Source organism: Streptomyces djakartensis (genome assembly GCF_014651075.1).
GTDB lineage: Bacteria > Actinomycetota > Actinomycetes > Streptomycetales > Streptomycetaceae > Streptomyces > Streptomyces djakartensis.
In genome coordinates this window covers 169130-181439 of the sequence record NZ_BMWE01000010.1, presented here as the reverse complement: position 1 = coordinate 181439, position 12310 = coordinate 169130, and the positions used below count along the sequence as shown (strand labels likewise).

The following is a 12310-nucleotide window of genomic DNA, read 5'->3' as shown; positions in this document are numbered from 1 at the left end:
CACGTGTGAACTGGCTCAGGACGGTACCTGGCGTTCACCTGGTCTGTCAGTACCTCCGGGCCTGTGAACTTCGCGGAAATTCTCGGAGCCCTGGTAGCGGCCCGCCAGCGCCGCCACCGCCGCCATGACGGCCCGCCGCAGGTCAGGAGGACCGAGCACCTCCGCCTCCGCCCCCAGCCGGAGCAGGTCGCCGACCGCCACGGCCTCCCCCTCCACGGCCAGCTCCACCTCCACCCAGCCCTCCTCGTCCGGCGTGCCCGCCCCGCGCAGCGCCTCGGCCCCCGCCGCCCCGAACTGCATCGGCAGCAGCCGCTGGGCCCGCGGGGAGATCCGCAACCGTGCGACGCCCTGCCGCAGGGCGGCTTCCAGGCGCCGGGAGGACTCCTCCCAGTAGGCGGCCAGGTCGAACCCGGCCGGGCGGTCGAAGACCTCCCCGGTTCCCTCCACGGCCAGCAGACGCGACACCCGGTATGTGCGAACGGTCTCGTCGGCCAGGCCCACGAGGTACCAGATGCCGCCCTTCAGGACGAGCCCCAGCGGCCGCACCTCCCGGCGCACCTCGCCCCGCCACCGCCGGTAGTGCACCCGCAGCACCCGCTGTTCCCACACGGCCGCCGCGACCGCCTCCAGGCACGGCACCGGATCGGCCTCACGGAACCAGGCCGGCGCGTCCAGATGGAACCGCTCCTGCACCCGCCGCGCCTGCCCGGCGAGCTCCGCGGGCAGGGCCGCCTGCACCTTCAGCTGGGCACTCGCCAGCACCGCCCCCAGCCCGAGATCCCGCGCCGGGCCGGGCATCCCGGCGAGGAACAGCGAACCGGCCTCGGCGTCGGTCAGCCCCGTCAGCCGCGTCCGGTACCCGTCCACCAGCCGGTAACCGCCCTCCGGTCCCCGGTCGGCACACACCGGCACACCGGCCGCCCCGAGTGCCTCGACGTCCCGGTACACGGTCCGCACCGACACCTCCAGTTCCGCGGCGAGTTCGGACGCGGTCATGCGTCCGCGGTTCTGCAGCAGCAGGAGCAGGGAGAGGAGCCGGTCGGCGCGCATGGGGCCATTCTCTGGCTCATCCGCCGTACCTGACAGGAGATGTCAGGTACGGCGCCCAGAGTCTTCGACGAGCCGACGAGCCGACGAGCCGACGACCGCGACCAGCGGCACGACCGAGAGGACACACCCATGCCCGGAACACGGACCACGACCGGCCACTTCACCTTCGCCGACTGGCAGGAAAAGGTGATCGGCCCGGGCGAGGACGCGAACCCCCGCCTCGCCCACGCCTCCGTCCGCAACACCTTCAGCGGCGGAATCGAGGCGGCCGGGACGATCTGCGAGTACTCCATCGTCTACGTCACCGCGAAGACCGGCTCCTTCACCGGCATGGAGCTGATCACCGGCCGGCTGGACGGGCGGGAGGGCGGCTTCGCCGTCGAGGAGCGGGGCTGGTTCGGGGAGGACGGCACGGTGCACTGCACGTTCGAGGTCGTGGAGGACTCGGGCAGCGGGGACCTGGCGGGACTGCGGGGCAAGGGCGGGTTCACCGCGCGCCACGGGGAGACCTCTGTGGCCTACAGCTTCGAGTACGAGGTGGAGTGAGACCGGGCGGAGCGGAACTTCGCAGGTACTGCTCTGCGGGCCCGCCGTCGAGGTCGTCAAAGCCGAGGCTGCTTGGACGAAAGCCAGAACGGCGCGGTCCTTGAGACAGAGCCCGGACAGGCCCTCGCTGTCGAGGCGGAGCGTGCCGGGCATCAGGCCGCGGCACTGCCGGAGGGGCGCTGATCACGTCGCAGAACGGCCCTGGCTGCTTCGATCTCTTCCCGGGACAGCGGGTCGTTGTCGGTCTCGAAGTCGGCGACGATCTCACGAAGCTTGTCCATGGCCACGCGTTGCTCAAGGGCCTCGGCAACGTGGGTGGAGAAGCCGCCCGGGCCTACATGGGTACGTACGGTCTGAAGGCGGCGGGAACCGGGCGGACTGCGGGGCATGGGCTGGTAGGGAACTTCGTGGCCCGGGGTAACGGGCTCTGTGTACAGTGGTGCAGCCTTCGCGCGCGGCTTCGTAGTGCGCGGCGCCTCCTTAGCTCAGCTGGCCAGAGCAACGCACTTGTAATGCGTAGGTCGTCGGTTCGAATCCGACAGGGGGCTCTGAGATGAAGCGGCAGGTCACAGGCCGCTTACCTACTGCTCGTCCGGGGAGGACCCCGGGCGGGCAGTACGCATTCTGTACGCATGGTTTCCCCTACGCGGCTTCCGTGAGGGACGCACGGAGCTTGTCCAGTGCGCGCGCTCGCCCGACGTCCAGGCGCTCTGCCACCTCGTCCAGCCGGTCCGGGAACAGGTGGCCGTAGATGTTCAGCGTCATCGCCGCGTCCTTGTGCCCCAGCATCGTCTGCACGACCTTCACGTCTGCGCCGGCCGCGATGGCCAATGAGGCCGCGGTGTGGCGCAGCTTGTGCGGGGTGATGCCCATGCCCTCCAGGCCCGCCGCCTTCACCGCGGGGTCGAAGACCCTCGAGCGGAAGTTGGCGTAGCGCAGGGGGCCTCCCCCGGGTGCGACGAACAGCAGCTCGTCAGCCTTCCGGCCGTGGGCGAGGGCGCCCAGCTCGTCGGCGAACGACCGGGGGACAGGCACGGAGCGCTTCTCGTGGTTCTTCACCGGCCCCAGCGCCAGGACGCCGCCGACGTCGGTGTAGTTCTGCACGATCCGGATGCGCCGCTGGGCGACGGACAAGCGGCCGGCCTTCACCGCGGACGCTTCCGCCCACCGGATCCCGCAGTACCCCAGGGTCAGGATCAGCAGCCGGTACTCACCGGCCGCGGCCGCCAGCTGCTCCAGCTGCTCGAAGGTGAGGTAGACGTGCTCGTCCTCGTCGTCCGGCCGGGGAAGTTCGTGGTCGTGGCACGGGCTGACGCTGATCCGCTTCGAGAAGACGGCGTGCTTCATGACCATGGCCAGCACGCGGTAGGCCTTGATGATGCGGGCCGCGCCGATCGTCCGGCCGGACTTCCCCGGGCCGGTCTCCAGCTCGGTCACCCAGGCGTCGACGTCCTCCCACTGCACGGCCGCGACCTGCCAGTCACCCCAGCGCGGGATCACGTAGTTGTCGAGCAGGTCTCGGTAGTCCCGCTTCGTGGTCCGCCCGATCTTCCGCTTCGACGTGAACCACTCCTCGGCCACGACCTTCACGGCCGCCTTGCCTGACGCCGGGTCTCGGTAAGAGCCCTTGTCCAGCCGGGCCGCGAGCGCGTCGCGCTCGGCTTCGGCCTGGGGGAGCTTCCCGAACGTCTTCGCCTTGCCCTTGCCGTCCGGTCCGTACCAGCGCACCCGCCAGCGCCCAGGCGCCCGCCGCTTCGAGCCTTCCCGCTTCGCCGCCTGCCAGCACTCCAGCGCTTCCTGGTAGTCGGCGTGGTTCGCCCGATCCTCGATCCAGACCCTAGCCATCGTCCCCCCCGTCCTTCGGTGTCCCGTCCGCGTTGAAGCCGGTCAGACCCAAGATCTGCTCGTAGTCCTGGCGGGCCTGCTCCGCGTCCCACTGCGCGTAGGTCGCCGCCGGCATACCGCGCCACCCCTCGGGGAGCGCTGCGTAGGAGAACTGGAGCCAAGCTTTCTCCGGGTCGCCCTGCCCGGGCAGGGGGCGCATCCCGTGCGCCCACTCCCACGCCACTCGCGCCGGGACCTTTCCCGCGCCGGTGACGGGGACGGTCACGGGCTCCCCGTTGCTCTCGGCGATGCGAGCGGTCGGCGGGAGCAACAGGGCAGCAGGGTGTACACCCAGGGCGACGGCGAGCGCAGTCAAGTCGTCGACATCGACGCGCCGGACCTGCCGCGGCTCTTCACTCGCGCCATTCTCAATCTTGTTGAGGGCGTCGGCACTGAGCGGCCGGCCCATCTCCTTGAGCCGCGCTGACAGTGATCGCAGCGTCATCCGCTGCGCCTCCCGCAAGCGCTTCACATTGGCGGCCACAGTCCGCCCGGTCGATGCCAACTCAATGCGTCCCGTCGTCATGATCCGCACCCTATCCGTCGCTATTTTCTCGACAAACAAGGGATCTTGCGGATCGGCTTCATCCTGTTTACTCTCACATCATCACCGCAACACAGGGATGATGCAAGCCTTGTCGAGAAAAAGCAGACAGGATGCTGGGATGGCACAGCAGAAGCTGACACCGCGGGATCTGGCGGAAGAGCTGGGCGTAAGCACTCAGACGCTGGCTAACTGGCGCTGGACGGGCGTCGGGCCTCGCTACACCAAGTTGGGTGACGGCCGCACGTCGCCCGTCCGCTACCGACGTGCGGACGTCGACGCGTGGCTACAGGCCCGGGAGAACGGGGCCGCGGCATGACCACTGGAAAGACGAACGCCCCCGCGGCAACGGGGGCGAACGAAGACGGCCAGCTGAGGACCGGACCAGCAAGCAGAGTAGCGCGGCAGACAACCGGCGTCACCGGCGACTGGGCGAACGCCCTCGACGGCGCCCTCGACACCGCCGGCATGCTCGGCTTCCACGTCATCCCCCTGTCCGTGCGGAAGCTGCCCGCTATCCGCTCGCCCCACGACAAGGGGCACAGCTGCAAAGGCGAGTGCGGGCAGCTCGGGCACGGCATCCACGACGCCAGCAACGACCCCGACCGCATCCGGGCCATGTTCGACGTCGCCCGGCACGCCACCGGCTACGGCATCGCCTGCGGCCGGGCACCGCACCACCTGATCGGCCTGGACCTCGACCGGAAGAACGGCGTAGACGGCGTGTGGGAGTTGCGGAAGCTGGCCGCCCGGAACGGCATCGCGGTCCCGCGCACGGTCATCATCGCCACCCCGTCCGGCGGCTATCACGCCTGGTGGTCCGGCCCGGCCGACGTGAAGGTCCCCAACCGAGCCGGACACCTCGCCCCCGGCGTCGACGTCCGCGGCAGCGGCGGCTACCTGGTCGGCCCCGGGTCCCGCAGCGCGGCCGGCCTCTACACCCTCGCCTCCGACCCGAACGAGGTCGTGGTGGAGCCAATCCCGGGGCGGCTGCTGCAGCTGATGACGGCCGACACCACCCCGCCCCGGCCGGCCCGACCCTTCACCGGGCGCGTGACCGGCGGCCGGACCCTGGTCGGCCTGGTCCGCGTCGTCCTTGACGCACCCCAGGGGCAGCGCAACAGCCGCTTGTACTGGGCCGCCTGCCGGGCGTTCGAGCACGCGGGCGCTGGCCTCTTCCCCGCCGACTCCGCGCACGACGCGCTTACTCAGGCCGCCGCCGCGATCGACCTGCCCGACAACGAAGCCGCCGCCACCATCGCCTCAGCCCGGCGCGCCGTACTGGGAGCCACCACGTGACCGACAGCAAGGACAAGGCCCGCGAGATCGTCGAGAGCACGGGCACCGAGGTGGAGAAGGGCCGCGGGCCCTCCCAGGCGTCCCTCCTCGTCGCGCTGGCCCGCGAGCGGTACGAGCTGTTCATGTCGGAGGACGGCCGCCCCTACGGGGTGAAGGTCGACGGTGCGAACATCGCCCTGCCGCTGCGCGGGAAGGCCGGCCTGCGCTCGCAGCTGGCCCGCATCTTCACCGACGAGCACGACGGTTCGGTGCCCTCCCAGTCGGCGCTCGCCGACGCGATGACCGTGCTGGAAGGCGTCGCCCAGGACGCCGACCCGCGCGTGCCGCACGTCCGCGTGGCCCGTTCGGACGGCGGCATCGTCGTCGACCTGGGCGACGCTGACGGACGGTGCGTCATCATCCGCCCCACCGGGTGGGAGCGTGCCGCACGCTCACCCGTCCTGTTCCGCCGATCGGGTGCCATGAAGCCGCTGCCTGAACCGGTCCGTGACGGTGACGGCTTGGCCAAGCTGCGGGCGATGCTCAACACCGATGACGAGGGATTCCAGCTGCTCGTCGCGTGGCTCGTCGCCGCGTTCATCCCCGATCTGCCGCACCCGATCCTGACGTTCCGCGGCGAGCAGGGCACCGGCAAGTCGTACTCCGCGAAGATGGTCATCGGCATCGTCGACCCGTCCGGCGCACCGAAACGGACCGCCCCCCGGGACATCAAGTCGTGGGCCACGCAGGCGTTCAACTCCTGGGCCCTGTGCCTGGACAACGTCTCTGTGATCGCTGATTGGCTGTCCGACGCCCTGTGCCGCGCGGTCACCGGGGACGGCATCGTCGACCGCGCGCTCTACACCGACGATGACGTCGTCGTCCTCGAGTTCCGCCGTGTCCTGGCGATGACCACCATCGACGCGGGAGCGCTCGCCGGGGACCTCGCCGAGCGGCTGCTGACCATCGAACTGCACACAATCCCGGACCGTCGGCGCCGCGAGGAAGCCGAGTTGGACGCGGCCTACGCCGACGCGCACGCGTCGATCCTGGCCTCCCTGTTCGATCTGCTCGCCGACGTCCTGGCCGTCCTGCCCGACGTGCAGCTGGAGGAGCGGCCCCGCATGGCCGACTTCGCGCGCGTCCTGGCCGCGGTCGACAAGGTGAAGGGCTGGCACACCCTCGACAGCTACAAGGCCACCGCCCGCGACGCGGTCGCCGACGTCCTCGAGGGCGAGCCGTTCGCCCAGGCCGTCGTCGCGCTCGTCGACCGGGCCGGACCCGAGGGCGTCACCCTCACCGCCTCGGAACTGCTGGAGCGGGTGGCCGCCCCGGACAAGCTTCCGCGGAAGTGGCCGAAGGACCCGACTCGCGCGGGCGGCCAGCTCAAGCGGCTCGCCCCGGCGCTGCGGACCATCGGCATCGAGGTCGACGACAGCAAGCGCGGACCGAAGCCGAAGAAGCAGCGTCTCTACACCCTGACAGCCTCAGCAGAGAGAAGGTACGAAACAGCGTCCCCAGCGTCCCCCGGAGCGATCGGCACCACCCCTGAGCAGGGAGAACAGGGGGGACGCTACAGGGGGGACGCTAGCGGTCCCCCCAGCGCCCAGGGGGACGCTGGGGACGCTGCGGGGAACGCTGGACTCTTCCCAGCGTCCCCCCAGGGCACCGCCCTTGACCTGCACGGACACGGCAGGGGGGACGCTGGGACCGCTGGGGACGCTGAAATGCACCCACTCTCTAATGGCGTCCGCCCCAAGACGCCGTGCGCCCAGTGCTCCAGGCCCCAGTGGAACGCAGAAGGCTCGCCCTTCTGCCTGGACTGCCGCACCGCGGCGTAGGAGTCGCCAGATGCCTCGCCAGCAGCCGATCACCACGTACTGCCCTGCCTGCCGCCGCATCCGGGGAGTCCGCATCGTCGGGCACACCGAAGTCAGCGGCACACCCCTCGACCTCGCACGCTGCGCAGACACCAGCTGCGAACTCATCTGGGCCATGAGGCCCGCCACCCGGACCACCTGACGAGAGGTCACACCATGACGACGCACCAGAACCTCCCCGCCGATCTCACCCCCGAGCGGCGGGCCCACCTCCTCCGCAACCGGGCCGACAACTACAGCCCGAAACCGGAGTACGACCAGGCTCTCGAGCAGATGGCCAAGGACCCCGCCTACGCCGACAGCCTCACCCCCACCATGCGAATGTCGCTCGCCTACTACGCCGACGACAAGGCCGCCCACGAAGACCTCAACAGCTGAAGGGACCACCATGACCGACACCATCGCCACCCTCGAAGCCCGCGCGGAGAAGCTGCGCACCCAGGCCGCCAAGCCCGCCGCCGAACTCGACCAGGTCACCGCCGAGCTCGAGGCCGCACGCGCGGCCGAAGCCGAACGGCAGGCCGGCCGCGGCGCGGACTGGGACCGCGGACTCCTCGCCGCGTGGCAGGACCAGGACGAGCAGCTGCGCGCCGAAGAGCAGCGGGCCCGCGCCGACTTCCTGAAGGCCCTGCAGAACGACCCCGTATGGTCCGCCTGGACCCGCATGCGCGCCACCTGGCACCGCCGCAACGCCATCCGCTCCACCGCCGACGCGGTCCGGTACCGGGAGGACCCCCAGGGCTCCCAGGTCCCCCTCCTCAGCTACCGGGAACCCACGATCCTGTGGGACACCATCATCGGGGCCATCGAGGACCTGGGGCAGGACGCCGCCGCCGCAGAGACTCAGCGCCTGCACGACGAGCGCGAGGCATACGCCAGGGCGGATGACTGATGGCCACCGACGCGCTCGACCCGGGCGAGGACGGAACCTACCCGTACTTCCCGAGGGACAAGGCAGGCAGGCCGCTGTGGTCCGACAGCGCCATGACCGACGGCCAGGCCGTCGACGGCCAGGCGCCCATGCCGCGAGGACGGCGACTCAAGGCCGGACCGAACGGCGATGTCATCACCATCGACCTCACGCCGACCGGACCGGACGGACAGCCCATCGACCCGCCGGACCTTCCGCCGGCCGCATGACCAACCACCGCGGCGTCAAAGCCACCCCGTGACGAGCGGGGAGCCATGGCCGGAGAGCGGGGCCAAACCCTAGCGGGCCTCCTTCCCCGCACAGACCCGACCAGCGCCACCCACAGGCCCGCCGGCCACCTCGCAACCGGCGGGCCTTGGTCATGCCCGAGCAGCTGCACGGCGGCCACAGGAACGGCCCAATCAGCCGCCGCGAGCGTTGCCCTCCTCGACGGACGAGCGGCCCGCCCCTGGGGGGTGACTCCCCCCGGGGCCTGGAGGTCACCCGCCGGGGAGGGAAAATCCTGTGCCCGCGAATTCGGACGTTTTGATCAGGCCGCCGCGAGGATGCGGCGCCTACTCGCCAGTGTCGGGAGCGACGACAAACGTGCCCTTGTTCGGCAGGGTGACGACCAGGCCGCGATCGCGGAGTTCCTGTACGGCGCGGCGGGCGGTGCCCGGGGCTACTCCGTACTGGGCGCCCATGTCCCGCTCGTTCGGCAGGCGTGCGCCGTGCGGAAGTCGACCGGAGCGGATCTCGGATTCCACTTGGTTGGCGACGCGCACGTAGACGTAGACGAACGGGTCTTCGCTCATGCTCCGGAACGTAGGGCGCCACCCCACGACCGGCACCCGTAGGTGGCTCCATGTGGTCGTATGGGGTGCCCTGTAGTGGCCTGTAGCGGTACGGTCCGACCAGCGGAAAGCCCCCGCAGCCTGGCCGGGCTCGGGGGCGTGGACGACTGGTGAGGAGTCGACGTGAACGAGAGTACGCAGACCGAGGCCGCCGCGGGCACCCCCACGAGCTACGGCTTCTGCAGCTGGCACAACCGCTTCGCCGACGACGTTCGGCTCATCGACGTCATCGAGCAGGGCTCCGGGTCGGGGGGCGTGCAGTACGCGTGCGGGCCGTGCCGCGAGGAACACCGCCTGGTGCCGTTCGCCGACCGGCCGTGACCTGGAAGCCGAAGCCGCCTGACGCCACCGAGCTGACACGCGCTCAGTACGCCGGTTGGGCATGCTGCTGGTGCGGGGCCTCACTGGCGCAAGGCGGCCGGGCGGCCGGCCGGGCGCGGGGCCGGGTGGGTGCGCACGTCCTGGACGTGGACGTGTACGAGTGTGGGCCGCGCTGCCCCGCGCGGCCCTGTAGGCCCCGGCGGGGCAGCTGAAGCCCGCGCCGGACAGCGCAACGGCCCCCGTCCTCGAGGACGGGGGCCGTTGCCGTGCGCGGACTACACACAGGGGAAGTGCGAAGGCGGGTAGTGCCCGGCGCAGTTGGGGCAGTAGTCGAGCGGCGGCTGCTCGTAGCGCAGGACCGCGGCGAGGAGTCGACGGATCATCGCGGGTTCACCTCCTCGACGATGTGGATGTGGGTGTGGTTGGGCCGGTCGGGAGGCGCGGACTTGTAGATCAACATCCCCTTCTGAGTCTCAGAAGGGGTCACGTCGATAAGCTCGTGACCTGCGCATTCGCGGCAGGAGGGGCGCCCCTCCTGCGGTGGGGGAGTGGCGGACGAATCGGGCACCCGGCGACGGGCCGACCACCACACAGCCGCCACCGCGGCCACCCAGACGGCGAGCACGCCGGCCTCCACCGCGAGGGCGAACACGACGGCCAGGGCGCCGCCGCCGAGGGCGGCCAGAACGACGGCCCCGGCCACCCACGAGGGCTCTTCCTGCTCGAGGTGGTCCGCCATCACAGCGCCTCGTAGAGGTTGCCGCCGAGCCAGTTCGCTGCCTGGGCGAGGGGCACCGCGGCGAACCCGGCGACGCCGGCGGAAGTGCCGAGGGTGATGCCGCACCAGGCGCCGAGCTTCAGCGTCTTGGATGTGTCGCCGCTGGCTTTCTTCACGGCCGCGATGAACACGCACGTGGCGATGAGGACGAGGGCCGCGCCGGGGCCGGTCAGAGGGGTGAAGGTCTTCGCCCCGGCCAGTTGGCCGCCGGACTCGCCGACCCCCCAGACGAGGGCCGCGTCACCGAGCCAGTTGGAGATGCCGAGAACGGCGCTGGACGCGGTGCCAATGAGGCCGCCGATGCCGAGGGTGGTCAGGCAGCCGTAGGCCCAGGAGGCGAGGAAGGGCAGGAGCCGGGAGGCGTGCTTGACGATGTCCTTCATCAGGGGCTTGCGGCCGGGCCACCAGATCATGAGCTGGTAGCCGAGGATCATCAGGCCGACGGTCACGCCGCCGAACGTCACGTAGTTCATGGTGTCCTTCAGCGGTACACGGCCACGCCGAGCGCGGCGAGGGTGAGGATCAGGGCGCACGTGCCGCTCACGGGGGGCACGGTGCGGGTGTCGACCAGGGCGAGGCCGACGAGGGCCGCGAGCGCGGCGAGCGCGAAACAGGCGGCGAGGATCACGAGCCGTCCCGGGCGGTGCGCAGCAGGCGCCGGCCGTAGCCGTCGGAGATGCCGAGCCGGTTGCCGATCTCGGTTCCGGTGAGTTCCGGTTCGCTCTCCAGCCAGTGCCGCACGGTGGCCACGCGCGCCTCGAACGTCGTGTTCTGGCTGTCGATGGTCTCGATGTCGTCGGCGCCTGTTCCGGTCGGCGGAACTGCGGGCGGAACTGGTTCCGTTGCCGGTTCCGCCGGGGTCTCGCCGATGGCTTTGCGCACGGCCGCGAAGTGATCGCCGAGCAGGTCAGGGCCGGTTCCGCCCCCGGTTCCGCTGGTTCCGCCCGCGAGTTCCGCCAGGGGTTGCCAGGGGCCGAGGACGGGCCCGACGGGGGCCACGTTGACCGGCGCGGGCTCGCGCTCCACGGTGATCGGTTCCGCCGGTTCCGGGGTCGGTTCCGCCACGGCCGGGACGGGTTCCGCCGCCGGTTCCGCTCGCTGCTCGGACAGTCGGTGCACGCGCCACAGCACGAGCGGGGCGACCGCGGAAACGGCGACGACGAGCGTCACCGACACGGGCAGCAGGCCGACCTCGACGAGGTGGGAGGCCGCGTTCACGGCGATCAGGGACAGGACGACCGCGAGGACGTCGCGGCGTGCCCGGAGCGCGGCGAGGGCGTACACGTCCAGCGCGGCCGGGACGCCGGCGGCGACGTAGGTACCGAAGCCGCACGCGCGGGCCAGCTCGTACTCGGCGGAGGCGAGGACGGTGAGGACGGCCGCCGTGGCGACCCAGAGCAGCGGGTCACGCTTCACCGGCCCTCCTCCTCGAGGACGGCGTCCAGCTCGCGGCCCAGGGCGCGGAGGCGCGCGGCCACCTCGACGAGGGCGTCGGCCAGGTCCTCGACCTCGTCCGGCGTGTACGAGCCGGTGAGGTCCAGCTGCTCGACGTACAGGCAGGGCGCGGATGGGGCGTGCTGCGAGTAGGGCGCCTGGGCGAGCATCGCGCGGAACAGCGGGAAGCCGCCCACCTTGAGGACGTGTTCACGGCCCTTGTGGGTGATGTCGGCCTTGAACTCCGCGCGGTCGTCGCTGTGGCCGGCGCACCAGTCGGGTTCTTCGATCTCGAGCGGCTTGGTGACGAGGACGTTCACGGTCACCGTGCGGGGGTCGCTCATGCGGACCGCCTCCGGTACTCGTCACGAGCCGCGCCCAGCTGCACCTGGGCGACGCGCAGGCGCTCGAGCTGGCTCTGCAGCTGGCCGATGACCATGGCGAGCGTGTCGGGGTCCAGGCCCTCGATCCACTGCTCATCGACCACCTCGACGAGCAGGTGCGGAAGCCGCTCAGCGAGCGTCGGGGCGAACGGGTTCACCTGCAGCCGGAAGCCCAGGACGGACAGGTTCTCGGTGCGGCCCGACTCGCACAGCGAGCCCATGACGGGCAGGTGCAGCTCCGGGCCATCGGCCTGGCAGCTGATGTCTTCGGGGTGCGTCGGGGTGGCGATGTCCTGCGCGTGGTCGAGCGTGCAGCCCAGCATGCACGTGACGGTGGTGGGCTCGCCGGTCTCGCGGTTGGTGAAGGTCCACGTGCGCGGCTCGTCGGCCGGCAGCTGCGGGACCGCCCGGAGCGTGGCGGCAGCGCTGTGTACGGTGTTGCTCACGG

General features: G+C 71.1%; 20 protein-coding genes, 1 tRNA gene and 1 pseudogene. 10 read left to right on the top strand and 12 right to left on the bottom strand.

Features of this window, described 5'->3' with window-relative positions; all coding sequences use genetic code 11:
• Nucleotides 1-15 precede the first annotated feature (15 nt).
• The gene (locus tag IE212_RS19045; RefSeq protein ID WP_190199078.1) at nucleotides 16-1050 is read right to left on the bottom strand and encodes a helix-turn-helix transcriptional regulator; all 1035 of its coding nucleotides are present in this window, start codon (nucleotides 1048-1050) and stop codon (nucleotides 16-18) included.
• A gap of 129 nt (nucleotides 1051-1179) precedes the next feature.
• Here IE212_RS19045 and IE212_RS19040 point away from each other — a divergent pair, with 129 nt between their 5' ends.
• Nucleotides 1180-1596: a DUF3224 domain-containing protein gene (locus tag IE212_RS19040; RefSeq protein WP_190199077.1), complete on the top strand. Its 417-nt coding sequence runs from the start codon at nucleotides 1180-1182 to the stop codon at nucleotides 1594-1596.
• A 63-nt stretch (nucleotides 1597-1659) separates the two neighbouring features.
• On the opposite strand, the pseudogene IE212_RS35545 reads toward IE212_RS19040, so the two are convergent.
• Together IE212_RS35545 and IE212_RS35425 are read right to left on the bottom strand one after the other, a co-directional pair.
• Nucleotides 1660-1749: pseudogene (locus tag IE212_RS35545) on the bottom strand (DNA-binding protein); the annotation flags it as partial.
• Complete coding sequence (locus tag IE212_RS35425; RefSeq protein ID WP_268250729.1) at nucleotides 1749-1877, bottom strand: hypothetical protein; 129 nt, start codon at nucleotides 1875-1877, stop codon at nucleotides 1749-1751. The pseudogene IE212_RS35545 and the gene IE212_RS35425, both read right to left, overlap by 1 nt.
• A 193-nt stretch (nucleotides 1878-2070) precedes the next feature.
• Between IE212_RS35425 and IE212_RS19030 the strand changes: the two genes are divergently transcribed.
• A tRNA-Thr gene (locus IE212_RS19030) sits at nucleotides 2071-2144 on the top strand.
• Nucleotides 2145-2238: 94 nt separating this feature from the next.
• On the opposite strand, the gene IE212_RS19025 is transcribed toward IE212_RS19030, so the two are convergent.
• Together IE212_RS19025 and IE212_RS19020 are read right to left on the bottom strand one after the other, a co-directional pair.
• The gene (locus IE212_RS19025; RefSeq protein ID WP_190199075.1) at nucleotides 2239-3441 is read right to left on the bottom strand and encodes a tyrosine-type recombinase/integrase; all 1203 of its coding nucleotides are present in this window, start codon (nucleotides 3439-3441) and stop codon (nucleotides 2239-2241) included.
• The gene (locus IE212_RS19020) at nucleotides 3434-4006 is read right to left on the bottom strand and encodes a helix-turn-helix domain-containing protein (protein WP_190199074.1); all 573 of its coding nucleotides are present in this window, start codon (nucleotides 4004-4006) and stop codon (nucleotides 3434-3436) included. The genes IE212_RS19025 and IE212_RS19020 overlap by 8 nt, the downstream gene beginning before the upstream one ends.
• Before the next feature lie 139 nt (nucleotides 4007-4145).
• Here IE212_RS19020 and IE212_RS19015 point away from each other — a divergent pair, with 139 nt between their 5' ends.
• From IE212_RS19015 to IE212_RS18985, 7 genes are read left to right on the top strand one after another with little or no spacing between them, the layout of a single operon-like run.
• A complete protein-coding gene (locus IE212_RS19015) occupies nucleotides 4146-4343 on the top strand; it encodes a helix-turn-helix transcriptional regulator (protein ID WP_190199073.1) in 198 nt (65 codons plus the stop codon).
• A complete protein-coding gene (locus IE212_RS19010; protein WP_190199072.1) occupies nucleotides 4340-5323 on the top strand; it encodes a bifunctional DNA primase/polymerase in 984 nt (327 codons plus the stop codon). Before IE212_RS19015 ends, IE212_RS19010 begins: the two co-directional genes overlap by 4 nt.
• Nucleotides 5320-7143, top strand: coding sequence for an AICE element replication initiation protein (locus tag IE212_RS19005; protein WP_190199071.1), 1824 nt, complete (start codon nucleotides 5320-5322; stop codon nucleotides 7141-7143). The genes IE212_RS19010 and IE212_RS19005 overlap by 4 nt, the downstream gene beginning before the upstream one ends.
• A 10-nt stretch (nucleotides 7144-7153) precedes the next feature.
• Nucleotides 7154-7324, top strand: coding sequence for a hypothetical protein (locus IE212_RS19000; protein WP_190199070.1), 171 nt, complete (start codon nucleotides 7154-7156; stop codon nucleotides 7322-7324).
• A 14-nt stretch (nucleotides 7325-7338) separates the two neighbouring features.
• On the top strand, nucleotides 7339-7560 hold the full coding sequence (locus IE212_RS18995; RefSeq protein WP_190199069.1) for a hypothetical protein: 222 nt from the start codon (nucleotides 7339-7341) through the stop codon (nucleotides 7558-7560).
• Nucleotides 7561-7570: 10 nt separating this feature from the next.
• Nucleotides 7571-8074, top strand: a complete 504-nt coding sequence (locus IE212_RS18990) for a hypothetical protein (RefSeq protein WP_190199068.1) — start codon at nucleotides 7571-7573, stop codon at nucleotides 8072-8074.
• Nucleotides 8074-8322 carry a hypothetical protein gene (locus IE212_RS18985; protein WP_190199067.1) on the top strand — a complete coding sequence of 83 codons (249 nt, stop codon included), beginning with the start codon at nucleotides 8074-8076 and terminating at the stop codon, nucleotides 8320-8322. Before IE212_RS18990 ends, IE212_RS18985 begins: the two co-directional genes overlap by 1 nt.
• 345 nt (nucleotides 8323-8667) lie before the next feature.
• Here IE212_RS18985 and IE212_RS18980 read toward each other — a convergent pair whose 3' ends face one another.
• A complete protein-coding gene (locus IE212_RS18980; protein ID WP_190199066.1) occupies nucleotides 8668-8907 on the bottom strand; it encodes a GntR family transcriptional regulator in 240 nt (79 codons plus the stop codon).
• 162 nt (nucleotides 8908-9069) lie between these two features.
• On the opposite strand from IE212_RS18980, the gene IE212_RS18975 reads away from it, so the two are divergent.
• A complete protein-coding gene (locus IE212_RS18975; RefSeq protein ID WP_190199065.1) occupies nucleotides 9070-9267 on the top strand; it encodes a hypothetical protein in 198 nt (65 codons plus the stop codon).
• Between the two features lie 379 nt (nucleotides 9268-9646).
• Here the strand turns inward: IE212_RS18975 and IE212_RS18970 are convergent, their stop codons facing one another.
• Genes IE212_RS18970 through IE212_RS18945 form a run of 6 tightly spaced genes read right to left on the bottom strand, consistent with a single transcriptional unit; the run spans nucleotide 9647 to nucleotide 12308 of the window.
• Nucleotides 9647-10006: a hypothetical protein gene (locus IE212_RS18970; protein WP_190199064.1), complete on the bottom strand. Its 360-nt coding sequence runs from the start codon at nucleotides 10004-10006 to the stop codon at nucleotides 9647-9649.
• Nucleotides 10006-10518 carry a hypothetical protein gene (locus IE212_RS18965; RefSeq protein ID WP_190199063.1) on the bottom strand — a complete coding sequence of 171 codons (513 nt, stop codon included), beginning with the start codon at nucleotides 10516-10518 and terminating at the stop codon, nucleotides 10006-10008. Before IE212_RS18965 ends, IE212_RS18970 begins: the two co-directional genes overlap by 1 nt.
• Nucleotides 10519-10526: 8 nt before the next feature.
• Entirely contained in the window at nucleotides 10527-10673 is a 147-nt protein-coding gene (locus IE212_RS18960) for a hypothetical protein (protein WP_190199062.1), read from the bottom strand.
• Nucleotides 10670-11461: a hypothetical protein gene (locus IE212_RS18955; protein WP_190199061.1), complete on the bottom strand. Its 792-nt coding sequence runs from the start codon at nucleotides 11459-11461 to the stop codon at nucleotides 10670-10672. Before IE212_RS18955 ends, IE212_RS18960 begins: the two co-directional genes overlap by 4 nt.
• Nucleotides 11458-11823, bottom strand: coding sequence for a DUF6907 domain-containing protein (locus tag IE212_RS18950; protein WP_190199060.1), 366 nt, complete (start codon nucleotides 11821-11823; stop codon nucleotides 11458-11460). The genes IE212_RS18955 and IE212_RS18950 overlap by 4 nt, the downstream gene beginning before the upstream one ends.
• Complete coding sequence (locus IE212_RS18945) at nucleotides 11820-12308, bottom strand: DUF6907 domain-containing protein (RefSeq protein WP_190199059.1); 489 nt, start codon at nucleotides 12306-12308, stop codon at nucleotides 11820-11822. Before IE212_RS18945 ends, IE212_RS18950 begins: the two co-directional genes overlap by 4 nt.
• Nucleotides 12309-12310: the final 2 nt, after the last annotated feature.

Excerpts from the sequence above, each read along its gene's own strand:
- IE212_RS19045 (WP_190199078.1), bottom strand. The coding sequence starts at position 1,050 with ATGCGCGCCGACCGGCTCCTCTCCCTGCTCCTGCTGCTGCAGAACCGC.
- IE212_RS19040 (WP_190199077.1), top strand. The coding sequence starts at position 1,180 with ATGCCCGGAACACGGACCACGACCGGCCACTTCACCTTCGCCGACTGG.
- IE212_RS35425 (WP_268250729.1), bottom strand. The coding sequence starts at position 1,877 with ATGGACAAGCTTCGTGAGATCGTCGCCGACTTCGAGACCGACAACGAC.
- IE212_RS19025 (WP_190199075.1), bottom strand. The coding sequence starts at position 3,441 with ATGGCTAGGGTCTGGATCGAGGATCGGGCGAACCACGCCGACTACCAG.
- IE212_RS19020 (WP_190199074.1), bottom strand. The coding sequence starts at position 4,006 with ATGACGACGGGACGCATTGAGTTGGCATCGACCGGGCGGACTGTGGCC.
- IE212_RS19015 (WP_190199073.1), top strand. The coding sequence starts at position 4,146 with ATGGCACAGCAGAAGCTGACACCGCGGGATCTGGCGGAAGAGCTGGGC.
- IE212_RS19010 (WP_190199072.1), top strand. The coding sequence starts at position 4,340 with ATGACCACTGGAAAGACGAACGCCCCCGCGGCAACGGGGGCGAACGAA.
- IE212_RS19000 (WP_190199070.1), top strand. The coding sequence starts at position 7,154 with ATGCCTCGCCAGCAGCCGATCACCACGTACTGCCCTGCCTGCCGCCGC.
- IE212_RS18995 (WP_190199069.1), top strand. The coding sequence starts at position 7,339 with ATGACGACGCACCAGAACCTCCCCGCCGATCTCACCCCCGAGCGGCGG.
- IE212_RS18990 (WP_190199068.1), top strand. The coding sequence starts at position 7,571 with ATGACCGACACCATCGCCACCCTCGAAGCCCGCGCGGAGAAGCTGCGC.
- IE212_RS18985 (WP_190199067.1), top strand. The coding sequence starts at position 8,074 with ATGGCCACCGACGCGCTCGACCCGGGCGAGGACGGAACCTACCCGTAC.
- IE212_RS18980 (WP_190199066.1), bottom strand. The coding sequence starts at position 8,907 with ATGAGCGAAGACCCGTTCGTCTACGTCTACGTGCGCGTCGCCAACCAA.
- IE212_RS18970 (WP_190199064.1), bottom strand. The coding sequence starts at position 10,006 with ATGGCGGACCACCTCGAGCAGGAAGAGCCCTCGTGGGTGGCCGGGGCC.
- IE212_RS18965 (WP_190199063.1), bottom strand. The coding sequence starts at position 10,518 with ATGAACTACGTGACGTTCGGCGGCGTGACCGTCGGCCTGATGATCCTC.
- IE212_RS18950 (WP_190199060.1), bottom strand. The coding sequence starts at position 11,823 with ATGAGCGACCCCCGCACGGTGACCGTGAACGTCCTCGTCACCAAGCCG.